Source organism: Oceanobacillus alkalisoli (assembly GCF_022213125.1).
Lineage (GTDB): Bacteria > Bacillota > Bacilli > Bacillales > Amphibacillaceae > Oceanobacillus > Oceanobacillus alkalisoli.
This window is the reverse complement of the sequence record NZ_JAKNRA010000014.1, coordinates 1-14,457: the sequence shown is the minus strand read 5'-3', so window position 1 is coordinate 14,457 and position 14,457 is coordinate 1. Positions and strand designations below refer to the sequence as shown.

General features: G+C 41.4%; 17 protein-coding genes and 1 pseudogene. 5 read left to right on the top strand and 13 right to left on the bottom strand.

The features are described 5' to 3' along the window. Window positions 1-32: 32 nt before the first annotated feature. A complete protein-coding gene (locus tag L3V42_RS14960) occupies window positions 33-1,526 on the bottom strand; it encodes a peptide MFS transporter (protein ID WP_235763453.1) in 1,494 nt (497 codons plus the stop codon). A gap of 63 nt (window positions 1,527-1,589) precedes the next feature. Then, window positions 1,590-1,721, bottom strand: a complete 132-nt coding sequence (locus L3V42_RS18365) for a hypothetical protein (protein WP_255771075.1) — start codon at window positions 1,719-1,721, stop codon at window positions 1,590-1,592. 306 nt (window positions 1,722-2,027) lie between these two features. Between L3V42_RS18365 and L3V42_RS14955 the strand changes: the two genes are divergently transcribed. Further along, complete coding sequence (locus L3V42_RS14955) at window positions 2,028-3,104, top strand: NAD(P)H-dependent flavin oxidoreductase (RefSeq protein WP_235763454.1); 1,077 nt, start codon at window positions 2,028-2,030, stop codon at window positions 3,102-3,104. A gap of 94 nt (window positions 3,105-3,198) precedes the next feature. Here the strand turns inward: L3V42_RS14955 and L3V42_RS14950 are convergent, their stop codons facing one another. From L3V42_RS14950 to L3V42_RS14915, 8 genes and pseudogenes are all read right to left on the bottom strand, one after another. Next, a complete protein-coding gene (locus L3V42_RS14950) occupies window positions 3,199-3,681 on the bottom strand; it encodes a competence protein ComK (RefSeq protein ID WP_235763455.1) in 483 nt (160 codons plus the stop codon). A 266-nt stretch (window positions 3,682-3,947) separates the two neighbouring features. After that, a pseudogene (locus L3V42_RS14945) lies at window positions 3,948-4,739 on the bottom strand (ABC transporter ATP-binding protein); the annotation flags it as partial. 86 nt (window positions 4,740-4,825) lie between these two features. After that, window positions 4,826-5,053 carry a DUF1700 domain-containing protein gene (locus tag L3V42_RS14940; protein ID WP_238472333.1) on the bottom strand — a complete coding sequence of 76 codons (228 nt, stop codon included), beginning with the start codon at window positions 5,051-5,053 and terminating at the stop codon, window positions 4,826-4,828. Continuing rightward, a complete protein-coding gene (locus L3V42_RS14935; RefSeq protein ID WP_238472332.1) occupies window positions 5,050-5,361 on the bottom strand; it encodes a PadR family transcriptional regulator in 312 nt (103 codons plus the stop codon). The genes L3V42_RS14940 and L3V42_RS14935 overlap by 4 nt, the downstream gene beginning before the upstream one ends. A 261-nt stretch (window positions 5,362-5,622) precedes the next feature. Continuing rightward, window positions 5,623-6,501, bottom strand: a complete 879-nt coding sequence (gene htpX / locus L3V42_RS14930) for a protease HtpX (protein WP_235763456.1) — start codon at window positions 6,499-6,501, stop codon at window positions 5,623-5,625. Between the two features lie 83 nt (window positions 6,502-6,584). Beyond that, window positions 6,585-7,778, bottom strand: coding sequence for an MFS transporter (locus tag L3V42_RS14925; RefSeq protein WP_238472331.1), 1,194 nt, complete (start codon window positions 7,776-7,778; stop codon window positions 6,585-6,587). Continuing rightward, a complete protein-coding gene (locus L3V42_RS14920; RefSeq protein WP_235763458.1) occupies window positions 7,775-8,200 on the bottom strand; it encodes a MarR family winged helix-turn-helix transcriptional regulator in 426 nt (141 codons plus the stop codon). The genes L3V42_RS14925 and L3V42_RS14920 overlap by 4 nt, the downstream gene beginning before the upstream one ends. 77 nt (window positions 8,201-8,277) lie before the next feature. Next, window positions 8,278-8,829 (bottom strand): DUF1648 domain-containing protein, encoded by a 552-nt coding sequence (locus tag L3V42_RS14915; protein ID WP_238472330.1) that lies wholly within the window; start codon window positions 8,827-8,829, stop codon window positions 8,278-8,280. Window positions 8,830-9,184: 355 nt separating this feature from the next. On the opposite strand from L3V42_RS14915, the gene L3V42_RS14910 reads away from it, so the two are divergent. The 3 genes from L3V42_RS14910 to L3V42_RS14900 are packed head-to-tail and all read left to right on the top strand — an operon-like array spanning window position 9,185 to window position 10,229. Then, window positions 9,185-9,679, top strand: a complete 495-nt coding sequence (locus L3V42_RS14910) for an SCO family protein (RefSeq protein WP_238472329.1) — start codon at window positions 9,185-9,187, stop codon at window positions 9,677-9,679. Continuing rightward, window positions 9,679-9,891: a hypothetical protein gene (locus L3V42_RS14905; RefSeq protein ID WP_235763462.1), complete on the top strand. Its 213-nt coding sequence runs from the start codon at window positions 9,679-9,681 to the stop codon at window positions 9,889-9,891. The genes L3V42_RS14910 and L3V42_RS14905 overlap by 1 nt, the downstream gene beginning before the upstream one ends. Continuing rightward, a complete protein-coding gene (locus L3V42_RS14900; protein ID WP_238472328.1) occupies window positions 9,888-10,229 on the top strand; it encodes a hypothetical protein in 342 nt (113 codons plus the stop codon). The genes L3V42_RS14905 and L3V42_RS14900 overlap by 4 nt, the downstream gene beginning before the upstream one ends. Before the next feature lie 472 nt (window positions 10,230-10,701). Here the strand turns inward: L3V42_RS14900 and cyoE are convergent, their stop codons facing one another. From cyoE to L3V42_RS14885, 3 genes are all read right to left on the bottom strand, one after another. Continuing rightward, window positions 10,702-11,601, bottom strand: coding sequence for a heme o synthase (gene cyoE / locus L3V42_RS14895; protein ID WP_255771076.1), 900 nt, complete (start codon window positions 11,599-11,601; stop codon window positions 10,702-10,704). Between the two features lie 3 nt (window positions 11,602-11,604). Next, window positions 11,605-12,879: a molybdopterin molybdotransferase MoeA gene (locus L3V42_RS14890; RefSeq protein WP_238472327.1), complete on the bottom strand. Its 1,275-nt coding sequence runs from the start codon at window positions 12,877-12,879 to the stop codon at window positions 11,605-11,607. A 294-nt stretch (window positions 12,880-13,173) separates the two neighbouring features. Beyond that, on the bottom strand, window positions 13,174-13,416 hold the full coding sequence (locus tag L3V42_RS14885; protein WP_235763466.1) for a DUF2249 domain-containing protein: 243 nt from the start codon (window positions 13,414-13,416) through the stop codon (window positions 13,174-13,176). A 199-nt stretch (window positions 13,417-13,615) separates the two neighbouring features. Here L3V42_RS14885 and L3V42_RS14880 point away from each other — a divergent pair, with 199 nt between their 5' ends. Then, window positions 13,616-14,308: a Crp/Fnr family transcriptional regulator gene (locus L3V42_RS14880; RefSeq protein ID WP_238472326.1), complete on the top strand. Its 693-nt coding sequence runs from the start codon at window positions 13,616-13,618 to the stop codon at window positions 14,306-14,308. Window positions 14,309-14,457: the final 149 nt, after the last annotated feature.

Sequence of the window (14,457 nt, the reverse complement as noted above, 5' to 3'; positions counted from 1 at the left end):
AGATTATCACCTTGATTGCCCCATTCCAATTTTTAACTAATTCCACGCATGTATTTTTTCAATTTAGGTGCAAGGAATAGTAAACAAATTCCTAAAAGAATCGCAAATCCACCGATGACCCCGAAGTAAATCGCCTCTGTCTCCACCGAATAAAAACGTACAACCTGCGCGTTAATCGCCTGAGCAGAAGCATTCGATAAGTTCCAAAGACTCATCATCTGAGCCGCAAACGCAGCTGGCGCAAGTTTCGTTGATGCCGACAGTCCAACCGGAGATAATAACAATTCACCGATCACGACAAGGAAGAAACTCATTACGAGCCACAAGGGGCTGACAAGGGATGCCGTCCCATTGAAGATAGCGGGGAACACCATAATAATAAAGGACAATCCGGCAAAAATTAATGCAAGCGAAAACTTCTGTGGGGTACTCGGCTGACGATCCCCAAGCTTCACCCAAAGCCAAGCGAATACCGGAGCAAGTGCTACGATAAATAACGGGTTAAGTGACTGGAACCATGAAGACTTCAGTTCAAAGCCTAAGAAACTTAACTGCGTCCGCTCGTTTGCATATGTTGCCAGAATGTTCGAGCCTTGTTCCTGAATCGCCCAGAACATCATTGCAGCGATAAATAACGGAATATATGCCAATAACTGAGAACGCTCGTCATCGGTTGTTTTCTCACTGCGGTACATAACAAAAATGTAAACGGCCGGAATAATAACACCTGAAATACTAATAAAGAATATGACACGTTCAACTGTTAACCAACCACCGGAAAATCCTAACCATAAAAACGCCGCGATGGCAATTGCGCCAAAGAAAAATCTGCGTGCAATGCTGCCTTTTTCAATAGCGGATAACGGGTTCGGTACTTGCATTCCCGCAAGCCCCATATTCTTCTTCCGCGTGAATAAATAGACAACTAAGCCCGCGAACATCCCTACAGCAGCTAGGCTAAATCCAAGATGGAAACTATATTCCTGTCCAATAGTTCCGACAATTAATGGTGAAATGAATCCACCCATGTTAATTCCCATATAATAGATACTAAAACCAGAATCTCGTCGTGGATCTGATTTACTGTATAACTTTCCAACCATTCCGCCAACGTTCGGTTTTAATAAGCCTGTCCCAATAATGATAAATAGCATGGATAGAAGTAATGCTACAAATCCGCCTGGCAGCGCTAAGATAATATGACCGACCATAATCAGAACTCCACCGTAAAATACGGTCCGGTTCATTCCTAACAAGCGGTCAGCAATCCATCCACCAATAATACCTGTCATATACACTAACGAACCATAGATTGCCATAATCGAGTTGGCTGTCGTCCGGTCCAATCCCAGACCACCCTCGGTCACTTCGTAATACATGTAATAAAGTAAAATCGCACGCATCCCATAATATGAGAATCGTTCCCAAAACTCTGTGAAAAATAACGTCGATAACCCTTTTGGATGCCCGAAGAAACCTTTTTGCGGAACGGTCTTCAGTATCGCATCCCGTTCTTTAGAGTCCATTTGCTGTAAATCCTCCTCTAAGCTGTGTTTGTTCCAAGACTCCTAATGCTGTCTGTAGCTATATTATGATTGGACTTCTTTCGGCCGAATCATCCGGTAAAAGAGGCCCTTATATTTTAAATCCAATAACAAAGCAACCGCAAGGCCAATAAATATTCCCCCGCGATACATTCCTTTCCGTTTCGGATTCATCATTTTCCCTACCTTTCACTTCATAAGGTTGTCCCAGTAAAATAACATTCCTATTTTATCACTTTTTATTTTCACTTACAATTGAATGAATTTCATAATCACCAAAGTCAGCTTCACCATCATCATCTGTTGGGAACGAACCAACTCAACTACTGATGGTGATGGCGAAGCATTAAATACGTATTATGAAATTCATTGAATTAAGTAATTTTTACTAATCCACAGTACTTTCTTATCTATCTTACTTTTCTTTTTTCTTTCGGTTCGCTTATACTAAAGTAAACTTATAAAGGGAAAGGAGAGCATAAGATGTTTGATGAAAACCCGATTACAAAAAGACTTGGTATTACATATCCAATTATTCAAGCAGGGATGGCTGGGGGCATTACAACACCAGAGCTCGTTGCCGCTGTCTCTCAAGCAGGCGCACTCGGTACACTTGGGGCAGGTTATTTAACACCGGTTAAAATGAGGGATACTATACAAAAAATCAAACAGCGTACAGACCAACCTTTCGCTGTGAATCTATTCGTGCCGGAAAATCCGGACTTTTCTCAGAAGAAAGTCAGTCAAGCCAATGATTGGCTTGAAGGAATCCGACAGGAATTAAACATGGAGGAACCAGCACAATCCCCTGAAATAAATAACGATAATTTCCAGGGACAAATAGAAGTTCTAATCAAAGAAAGGGTGCCGATTTGCAGCTTTACCTTTGGCCTCCCTTCCAGAGAAATCGTACAAAGACTTAAAAATGCTGATATTACGTTAATCGGTACAGCAACAACAGTAGATGAAGCTCTGGCAAATGAAGAACGTGGACTTGATATGGTTGTCATGCAGGGTAGTGAGGCTGGCGGACACCGGGGAACTTTTCTTGGAGACTTCGAGATGTCGATGATCGGTACAATAGCACTCGTACCACAAGCAAAGGATTATGTGAGCATTCCAATCATCGCGGCAGGCGGAATTATGGATGGACGGGGAGCGCTGGCTGCCTTCATCCTTGGTGCTGAAGCAGTCCAAATGGGAACGGCATTTGTTACTACGAAAGAAAGTGGCGCCCACCCTCTTTATAAACAAGCAATCCGTGAAAGCAGTGAGGATAAAACTGCCATTACAAAAGCATTCAGTGGAAAACCGGCGAGAGGAATCCACAATATGTTCATGAAGAATTTTGACAAAGTAGAACAGCAACTGCCAGACTACCCAATCCAAAATGAATTAACGAAAGGGATCCGGAAAGAAGCTGCAAAGCAAAATCGACCAGAATACCTTTCCCTATGGGCGGGTCAACATCCTCGTTCAAGCACCGAAAAGCACGCAAAAGAACTGATTCAATCAATCGTTTCCCAAATAAACAGTCTCGTAGACGGCTTAACCAAATAAATAAAGGGGCAGCTTAGAGCACCGACCCCCGAAAGTTAGTTTTTTTATTCTAACTTTTAGGGGTTGCCACCAAGTCAAGCTGCCCAGATTTTCATCAGCTCAATGTTTGTTCTGCTTCAAATTTATCTATGCATAGTTTTACTCGGCGCCTTTGCTCGTTTAGTGTGTAGGTAGATACCGTAAGCGACAAGGAAGTTCCATCAATAAAGTGGACTTTTGATTTAAATTTTTTACTCTTTTGGCTAATATCTTCAATCCATTTGATGCGATGGTCAAATAGCCAAATGCAGTCTGGGTGTGTTGATGACATGGTAGGAAATGCATAGATGCCGAGGGCTGTATTGATTGGTAACGGTACTTTATATTGAATTCCCAGTTTTTTTCTAATCACCGCTAAACTCCCTTCGTACGTTAAAAAGCTTTTGGAACAACTTTCTTTGATGATTTTGAGCGGGGACATTTTTATGTAGAGTTTTTCTTTAGGGGTTAAAACAATGGTGTTATAGTCCGTGCTCCTACCAGGAAGAAGTGCGTTAACATTTTCTTTAATTGTGTAAGCTGTTAGAACTGACTCCATTTGTAAGACTCCCTTTCCATGTATAATGAGTAATTTTCACTAGTCCTAAATGCATACTCAATACCAATTATATGATTATTGGGAATTATTTGCAAGTCAAAAAAAATAACCAACCAAGATAATTTTTCTTGGTTGGTATTTCTAATCATTCGAATGAATTTCATAATTACCAAAGTCGGCTTTTCCATCACCATATGTAGTTGGGAACGAACCAACTCAACTACATACGGTGATCGTGAAGCATTAAATACGTATTATGAAATTCATTAATTCAATTGCTGCTCAGCAAATTTCCGGTATAAATGGTGTGTTGCAATCAGTTCCTCATGAGTGCCTGACCCAGTTATCTTCCCTTTTTCAATAAAAATAATTTTATTTGCATCCACGATGGTCGATAGTCTATGGGCAATCACAAAAGTCGTGCGTCCTTTCATTAGACGGGAAAGGGCTTGTTGGACAGCATGCTCCGACTGGCTATCAAGAGTTGCCGTTGCTTCATCGAGCATTAAGATTTTCGGATCTCTTAAGAAAGCACGCGCAATATTAATTCGTTGTCTCTGACCACCGGAGAGCTTCACCCCGCGCTCTCCGACTTCTGTTGCTAAACCTTCTGGAAAACTCCGAATGAATGTATCTGCATAGGCCATCTCCGTGACCTTCCATAGACGTTCATCCGGAATTTTCTTCGCATTATCCAAGCCATAGGTAAGATTATCCCGAATTGTTCCAGCCATCATCGCGCTTTCCTGGGACACATAACCGATTTGTTGGCGCCATGATGCAAGCGATAGTTCACGAATTGGTGTATCCCCAATTCGAATTTCTCCATAAGCCGGTTCATAGAAACGCTCAAGCAAGCAGAATAAAGTTGTTTTCCCACCACTCGGCCCGGCAAAAGCGACCATCTCCCCCGGATGTGCTTCAAACGTAATGTTGACAAGCACTGACTCTCCTTCATCATATCCAAAAGTAACGTCATCAACGTAAACCGATTGATCGGCGATATCGTTCGTGATACCTTCCCGCCCCTCTTCCTCTTCCAATTCAAGAATAGCAATGCGGCAAGTGCGATAAGCGGACCCGCAACAATCAACAGATTAAAGAAGCTTAAAGAGATGACTGCCCAAAAGGCGCGAAAAAAAGTTTATCGTTGTACCGTATCCTGAACAGCGTCCACATAATGGACTGCTCTTAGTTCTTTTCCGATTTGTTCAGGAGAGCCGAGTGAAGCACTGATTTCTTCTTCTGTTTTGCCATCCGCAATTCCAATTGAAAAATATTCCTCGTAATCATACAAAATATCATCCCGCTCAGCTGGCGTGAGTGTTAGGATTGCTTTCCCCAACCTGCTTAAAAATTGTCCTTGATTCATCGTCCTTCTATCAAATGGTTAACGCCTTCTGTAAACATCCGCCATTCCTTCAGTAACTCCTGCAGATAATCATTTCCTTCTACTGTTAGTTTATAATATTTCCGAGGTGGGCCTTCCGATGACTCTTGTAAATAAGTTGTCGTATATCCTTCCTTTGTAAAGCGCCTTAACAACGGGTAAACGGCTCCTTCCGATATTTCTATCTGATTCGAAATATGCTGTACGAGCTCATAACCATACTGTTCCTTCTTATCTAGCAAAACGAGTACACATAACTCGAGCACACCTTTTTTAAATTGTACATTCAACCCGCTCACTCCTCGGTGTATTTAGGTATTATATATTATATAGTACCATACATTAAATATTACCATTCAACAAATGATAGCAAATAAAGTATAGCACCTTCCCTTTCCCTTGTCACTAGACCCAGGGCCCGAATTCCAGCTACAACTTCAGACGTATAAAGTGAAACTTCAATCAGTGGGAGCTTTACGGATAGTTACACCTGGATAAAATAAATATAAAAGAATGGCACATCCAGACTTTTTCTGAACATGCCATTCTAATTATTGTAAACGTCTTATTCTTTCATCCAAATCCGGATGTGTCGAGAAGATATTCGATTTTTTCTTGCCATTAATTTTAAGCGTGGCAATCGATGTGTCATCTTCTGTTTTAATACGGTCACTATAAGCGCGCAATGACTCAAGCGCATGCCTCATCTTATCTCTGCCTGCAAGATCTGCCCCGCCTCGGTCTGCATGAAACTCCCTGTGACGGGAATAGGCGAAGACAACAAGGCTTCCTAAAATGGAAAATACAAGTTGAAAAACAATAATCGCGATGAAATGAACAAGCGGAGCAATTTCTTCTCTTGCAAAACGCGATGCGATAAACGCAGCAATCCGTGCAAGAAATACAACGAATGTGTTTACGACACCTTGCAGCAAGGTCATTGTCACCATATCACCGTTTGCAATATGGGCGACCTCATGGGCCAGTACCCCTTCAATCGCATCATCATCCATTTCTTCCATTAAACCAGTTGAAACAGCGACAAGCGATCGTTTCTTAGATGGACCGGTCGCAAAAGCATTCACTTCGGGTGAATCATAAACTCCAACCTCAGGCATATACGTTAAGCCCGCTGCCCTTGATAAACGGTGAACTCTTTCAACAAGTTCCTGCTCAAAAGCAGTAGCTGGCTGGTCAGGATTGATAACCCGAACCCCCATCATCCGCTTCGCCATCCAGCGTGAGATCAACAGAGATATAAAAGAACCGGTAAACCCGATGATCGCACTTAGGATAAGCAAGGTACCGAAGTCAATTCCACCCTGGGCATTTAAATAATTCAATCCCCCTGGTATTAAATTAACGATGATACTAATCGTAAGTAGGACTAGAACGTTTGTTAACAAAAAGTAAAAAATTCGCTTTCCCATCATCCACACCCTTTATAATTTGCTGATTTTCTTTTCTTAATTATAAAGGGTTAAGCATGATGCTACAAGTAGGACGTGCGCGATTAAGCAGTTTGTTTTACTTCGGCTTTTTTCCTTCCATGCAAAAAATAATAAATCGGTAAAGCTAGGAATGCAATGACACTCATCGCTAAATAAAGTCCACGGAAACCAGTGACTCGAATGAGATAACCGAGTAAGAATGGGCCAATCCCCATTCCAAGGTCATAAAACGTGAAGAAGGTTGCAGTTGCAAGTCCAACCCGTTGGTGTGGTACTGTACTCACTGCAATCGTTTGAGCACTTGATTGTAAAGTTCCAAAGCCGACCCCAATGATTGCTCCAGCGATAAGCAAGAAGATGCCATTACTCGCCTGACTAAGAATGACTAATCCAATCCCAAACAAAGCAATCGATGGATACATGACACTATTTTCACCTTTTTCATCATACATTCTCCCCGTCACAGGGCGTGACAGAAGGAGAAACACGGCATACATGACAAAGAAAAAGCTTGCCGCGTCGACAAGATTAATTTCTACCGCATACGTACTGATAAAGGATAGAATACTTGAGTTGGCGACCCCAACGATGAGCATAAAAATAGAAATCGGGAGTGCGCTCCCCTCAAAGTAATCACTAAGTTTAAATCTTTTCTGCCGTTTCTCTTTTTCAAGATATTTACTTTCGATTTCCGGAACATTCATAAATAGCGCAGTTACTAGTGCGATAATTGACATCCCAGTTGTGATAACAAAAATCATATCCTGACTTAAATATTGCAAGGTTATTAAACCAACAAACGGGCCAATTGCCATCGCAAGGTTATTACTTGTCGCAAAGTACCCCAGTCCTTCCCCGCGTCTGCTCGGCGGAATGACATCGACCGCAATTGTTCCCGTTGCAGTTGTTGTAATACCGAATGCAAACCCGTGAACAAACCGGATTAAGAGCATCCAGGCGATTGTATTAACCGGGAAATAAACAAGTGCCATGACAAGAAACAGCGCTAGCCCGAATATTAGTAACTTCTTCCGCCCGACTGTTGCAATCAAGTTCCCTGCCACCGGACGAACTAAAACAGCACCAAGTACGAAAATACTTGATGCCAGACCTGCAATACTTCCCGAAACATTAAATTGTTCAATGGAGTACATGGCTAGGGTCACCATTAAAATATAGAAGGAAACAAATAGAAGAAAGTTGGTTGTGGATACCATAATAAAGTCTTTTGTCCATAATTTTTCACGCTTTGTCAATTTATCTCCTCCTTTTTAAGTTTATTTTTCAAAGATAGAATTGTGTTTAACGTTGTTTCCATATCAGCTTCCGAGATTTCTGCTGCTAGTTTCTTCTCAAATTGAAAGACAATTTCCTGACCTTTTTCATAGCTGTTTTCACCTGTCTCTGTTAAACAAATGCGACGCTCTCTTTTATCTGCGCCCGGAACGGCTTCGACTAACTTTTGTTCTTCCAGCCTTTTGATTGTACGGCTAATAGTCGGTTTTTCGACATCGAGATAATTGCTGATTTCAACAAGGGGCACTGGTTGTTGCTTTTTAATGCAATATAAAACGAGCCATTGCGAATGAAATAGCCCGGCTTCTGAAAGTTGCTTATTCAATGCTTTCTTAAATGCCCTGCTGAACTGAAGCTGCTGATGAAAGAAATTTACCTTCACGAAATCCTCCTCTTCTGAAATTAGTTACCTAGTTAACTACATATGTTTACTTGGTTTTTGTCAATAGAACGAACCATTCAGTTGCGCTTCCTAAATGGTCCTATTTTTAAATCGTGATAAATTTTCCAGAAATAGTAGACAAAAGGAACGAAGATAAGAATGATCATGATTTCTACACCGAAACCAAGTCCATTTTCTTTCCCTAGTGCATTTTGAATAATATCGTAGTAAATACTTGCAAACATCAGATTGATAACTAAATTAGAAACTGCCAGCATTCTCGCAGTATGTTGCTTTACAGTATGAATCTCACCCTCTGTTAATTCTTCCTTTTTCAAAAAGGGAATATTCATGAATTGCAGACTGTCTGCCTTATTTTCGGAACGAATGATTAAAAAATAATTCAACACGAAGCAAAGCAAGACTGTATGGAAGTTAAGCAATATCAAGCCGAATAAAGCCCCCTTATGCCCCCAACCATCCGCTTGTCCTGCAATATTAAAATGAATTGGAATCTCCGGCGGCAGCTTGCCGAAAGAAAAGAAGACGTAAATAATCATGCCGAACATCATACTGAATGTTAGCAGATCAAGTGCAGGCGGATAGTACTTCTGAATATTTCTCCACATGGAATCAACCTTTCCTTATGTATAACTTCTATTATACTACGAAATGAAGTCTCAATGAGATTCATCCAAGAAGAACTGCTTACACGATTATTTCAACCACTTTTTCTTCTGACGTCATCATTTTGTCACAAAGACCTCTTATTCGTGTTCGAAGTCACAGCTTACAAGTGATTTACATCACACAGGCAGCAGAATCTTCGCTGTACACTAGAGATAAGAAATAACAGGTAACGCCAAAAGTTCTATGAAAACCAAGTGATAATCTACATGTCATTTTAGCGACCAATAAAAAGCTGGCTAGAACGAAAGAAAATGCAGAATGAACTCTAGTTAGCGCACGAGTTCCTAAAGAGTCATGGAAGAACAACCTGTATTCCCTGAAGTGACACTCGAGGACAGTAAAGAACGCGTCTATCCTTTTTCTGAATTCGCAGGAAAATACGTAATGCTTACCTTCATTTACACTGCATGTACCGATGTCTATCCAGAACTCGAAATGAACCTAGCACAAGTTTATAACTCCATCTCGGAAGAATACGTCGGTGAAGACATCGTATTTATGAGCATTAGTTTCGATCCTGACACATTGGAGAAATACCGTGCCTACTTTGGCAGCGACGGGGAAACGTGGCGAATGGCAAGAATTACCGATGAAATGGAACTAAACGCCCTGCTCGATGATTTCGGTGTCATCGTCATTCCCGACGGATATGGACATTTCCAACATAATTCAGCATTCTATCTCGTCGACCCGAATGGAATTCTGATTGAAGTGATGGATTATATCGAGATTGGTACAGCGAGTGATAATTTATTATCTATTTTAAAAGAGGAAGCGAGTGATTTATAATGAGACAGCCCATTTATGGTTTAGCACTATTCATCTTTCTTATTTTGCCACCGGTTGTAACCCTCGCGGAGTCTATTATGGCAATCCATATGCATATGCAAATGCCTTTCTTCCTCATTGCGGGTGTACTCATGACACCTTTCTTCCAAAAGAAGTTTCCTCACTTTTTTGAGAAATGGAATGGGAATGGTATTCCAGGAATCTTAATATGATTATTGCTATCTATTGGATGATTCCCCGTACGATGGACGAAGCTTTAACGATCCCAGCGGTGGAAATTTTTAAGTTTATTAGTTTGCCGTTTTTAGCTGGTGTTCCATTAAGGGATAGCTGGGTTAAAGTTAGTGTCCGCGTGAAAAATGCAGTTTATATTATTATTAGTGCTATTTTCGCGGCGATGGCTGTTCTATATATTGCTGCGCCTACTCAATTATGTAACAACTACCTCATTGTAGAACAAAAAACACTTGGCTGGGGATTCGTCTTCCTCGCAGGCGGCATCTTCTTCTACTTCATCCAAACCATATTTTATAAAGAAACGGAAGAGTAACCACTTGTCACTTCCATACAGCGTAAGTGTCCGAAACTTTCTCTTGGAAGTCCGCAGTCCAGACACCTCTCGCACCTGCTGAGCGGCCGGCAAGCCTCCTCGCGCTATCGCGCCGCGGGGTCTCGCCAGGCCTATCCTCCCGCAGGAGTCTCGAGTGTCTGGACTGCTACCAGGAATGACCATATTGGGATCACTATTTAATGTACTGAAAAGGTATAATCGTTATCATGCAGGAATAATTTGTATTTAAAATAATCATCACTACCAGTTCAGTTGCCCGGTGGACGGTGACTCCTGCGGGAAAAGCACGAGCCTGGAGACCCCTTAGTGCTCAGCCCGAGGAGCTCTAGCAGTGCCTAAGGATGCGCATCCGTCCACCGGGCAACTGAACGGCGATTAGAGAGTCTTTCAAACTAATGAGCAAACAATTACGCTGAATGAAAGCAATTATCCCTGAGAGTTGTGTTATTTTTTATACCGTTACAATCATCGCTAACAGAAAAACAATCAACAGGTAGTTAACGGAGAATAGGAAGTTTTGTTGGGCCCATTTTAAGTCATCTTTCACAAAAAAACCGCGAATGATTAAGATGACCCAGATGATAGTTAAGATGGTAACAACGGCTACATAGAACGAACCTAGGGAGTGGAGCATGAATGGAAGCGGCAAAAGACAGAGGCAATAGATGAGCATCATTCGCTTCGTCACTTGCATTCCCTTCACCACTGGAAGCATTGCTACCCCCGCTGCTTTGTATTCCTTAAACTTCCTAATTGCAATAACATATGTATGTGGCATTTGCCAGAAAAATAGAATGAGAGCATAGGTGATTGGGACAATATGCCAGCCTGTAGCGAAAACCGTCCATCCGATTAGCGGCGTTACAGCCCCTGAGATACTGCCAATTATTGTATTCCACGTAAATTTCCTCTTCGTCCACATCGTATAGGGAAAAACATAGATAAACCAACCGAGAATGGAGTAAATCATAACTTCCCAATTTGTGAAAAATAATAGAATAAAGCCGAGTGTCGATACTCCCCAACCGATAAATAATACAGTCGTGAGAGGGATATTCCCCGTTACAGTTGGCCTTGATTTTGTCCGGTCCATTACTGTATCAATATCTGTGTCATACCAATTATTAATGACTAATGCCCCGATAATGACTAACGTACTGCCGCTTATCGTCAGTAATACAACTCCCCAATTTCCAGATAGCGGAATATCTTCGAACTGCATTACGAGCCAAAGGCCGGCGATTACCGGTAAGACGTTCGCAATCATGACTTTAAATTTAATAAGTAATTTGATATCGGTGAGGAATGTTTGTTTTTTATTCGCTTGTAGTTTTTCTGTCACATCCAACATCCTCTACCCGCTTGAAAATTCCCCCACTGAAACACTTTCTTCGTAATCTAACAAAATAACTTCCACCTGCTCCCCTTTTTCCGATTCTTTCTTCCCCTTCAAGAAAACGATCAAACAATCCGCATCACCAAGAGAAGAAACAACACCTGATTTATCCAATCCAAGTGGTGTTGCAAAGAGCATACCATCCTTCCAGTCGAGCTTGCCACGAACGAAACGATCAAATGGATTCTTTTTTAAAAAGTCCTTACCAAGAATAGCTGTTACTCGCGGGGAAAATGGGTGACTCGCACCTGAAATGGCTCGGATGAATGGTCGTGCAAGAAGTTCAAAACCGACGTAACAGGCAGATGGATTCCCTGACAAAGCGAAGATGAGCTTCCCGTCCTTTTCCGCCACTGTCGTTACACTCCCCGGGCGCATGCCGATCTTATTAAAGAGCACATTCGCACCAAGTCGTTTGAAAATCTCTGGCATATGATCATAATCACCGACAGAGACTCCACCTGTCGTAATCAGGATATCGCTTTTTTCCAAATTCGTTGCAATACTTTTAAAATTAACTTCCAGATCATCACTTAATTTCCCGTGATATACTGCTTCCGCTCCTACTCGGAGTGCTTGGGCATGAATCATGTAGCCGTTACTATTTCTGATTTTCCCTTGTTCGAGCGGTTCGCCCGGATCCAGCAGTTCACTTCCTGTAACAATAATGCCTGCCACCGGCTTCTTTCTGACTGGAACTTGTTCGTAACCAAATGTTGCAAGCAATGCAATAAAACCTGGGTTAATATATTTCCCCGCTTCGGCAATCACCTTACCTTGCCGCACATCTTCTCCCCTAATGGAAATGTTCTGATTCGTCCGCAATGGTCTCCGAACCTGGATATGAGGCTCATCACCTATCCTTACTTCTTTTACCGCTTCAATCATAACAACGGCGTCACAGCCTTCCGGAATTGCTGCGCCGGTCATAATCCGGACTGCTTCATTTTTCCTGACGGTTCCAGAAAACACTTGACCCGCAGCAATTTCTCCGACAACCTTCAATATGCTCGGGGAATGTGTTGTGGCTTTGACGGTATCGATTGAACATACGGCAAACCCATCATAGGGCGAGCGGTCAAATGGTGGAATTGGATAATCGGCAACTAAGTCCTCCGCCAAATAAAAACCCAATGCATCAAGCAGGGAAAGGTGCTCCATCTCACCCGGATGCGCAAATTTCATTAAACGTGTAATCGCTTCCTCTAATTGGATCGACTTTCTTTCAAACATTCCGACACCCCCTGTTTCCTATAATTATAGCATACATAACGAGACTTCCTCCAAGCTAATCTAGCGAAAACCCTGCGATATCCACGCATACAAAAAGCACTCCATCCATCGAACGGTATATCCTAGGGTAACCGTCCGTAAACTCCCACCTAAAATTTAGGGTCTTCAAGAAAAGTTTGGGTGTGAAGAAACGTGAGCTACCACCTAAAGTTTGTTCAACTAACAATCAGTGGGATGAAGAAAAAAACCAACTGATTGAAGTTCCAATTTATTCAAAAGAGTGCCTCTTGCCGTTTATTCTTTTTTACCGATGATAACTCGCCAAAGATCGGGCCCTTCCTCCATGTATTTCCAGGTGAATTCTCCTTCACGTTCGATCAAAAATTGATAATATAATGGTTTCGGATCATGGTCATTCGTAAGTTGCATACACTCACCAGCTTCAAGTTTATCAAATGCCCAGAATATACGAATATGACGACTTTTTGGGGGGATATCAGGAGCATGAACTTTCACACTACAGCTTATTTTATTCATCTTGAATACCTCCGATATTTTTAAATGTATGTTCTTGTTTTACTATATTCATCATATATTAATACTCATTGTTAAGTAGTGATCATAAACACATTTTTCTGTGATTTTGCTCACATCATTCAATTAAGGGTATGATAGAATAAAGATTGTGAAAAAGAATGGACTAGAACAATACATCTACTTTTAGAGAGGGAATAACATGAATCTAAATTCCGCAAAAAAATTATTACAGCGCTTTCCTTTATTTAAAAATTTAACAGATTCGGAAATGGAACCAGTGCTTGATATTGCGCGGAATCGCTTATACCGGCAAGGGTGTCACCTTTTCATGCAGGGAGAGCCTTTAACGAATGTTTACTTTATCCTGGATGGAAAAATTAAAATATATCGGACTGATTTGCAAGGAAAAGAACAAATCATTAACGTGCTTGGTGAAAACCAAATGTTTCCGCATCAAGGATTTTTCCGGAACGATAATTATCCGGCCCATGCTGAAGTATTAGAAGAAGCGACTCTCGTCTATATTCCAATTCATCAGTTTGAAGAATTTCTTATTGCCAATCCACGGGTAAGTGTCAAAGTATTTCGTGTGCTTGGAGATATTATCGTGGACCTGCAGAACCGTTTAGAAGAACAAATTCTCCACAACACCTATGAACAAATCATCCTATTGTTAATCCACCTAACAAACAGCCACGGAAAACAACTGAGTGAAGAACAATACAAAATCACAACTCAATTCACGAATAAAGAATTGGCAAATATGATCGGCACGAGCCGGGAAACCGTCAGCAGAACACTAACACTACTCAAAAAGAACAACCTAATCGAAACAAACAAAAAAAACAACATCATCGTCAACCGCACTAAACTCGAAGAAGAATTATTTTAAACGAAGTGAGACACGGGGGTCAGTGAACTGCGCCCTGTCAAGTGGACAGTAAAAAAATAAAAATCTATGCCGCAGCCTGGTACCGATATTCTAACGGTGTTAGGCTGTTTAATTTCGTTTGGTATCGTTCTTCATTATAAAATTCCATA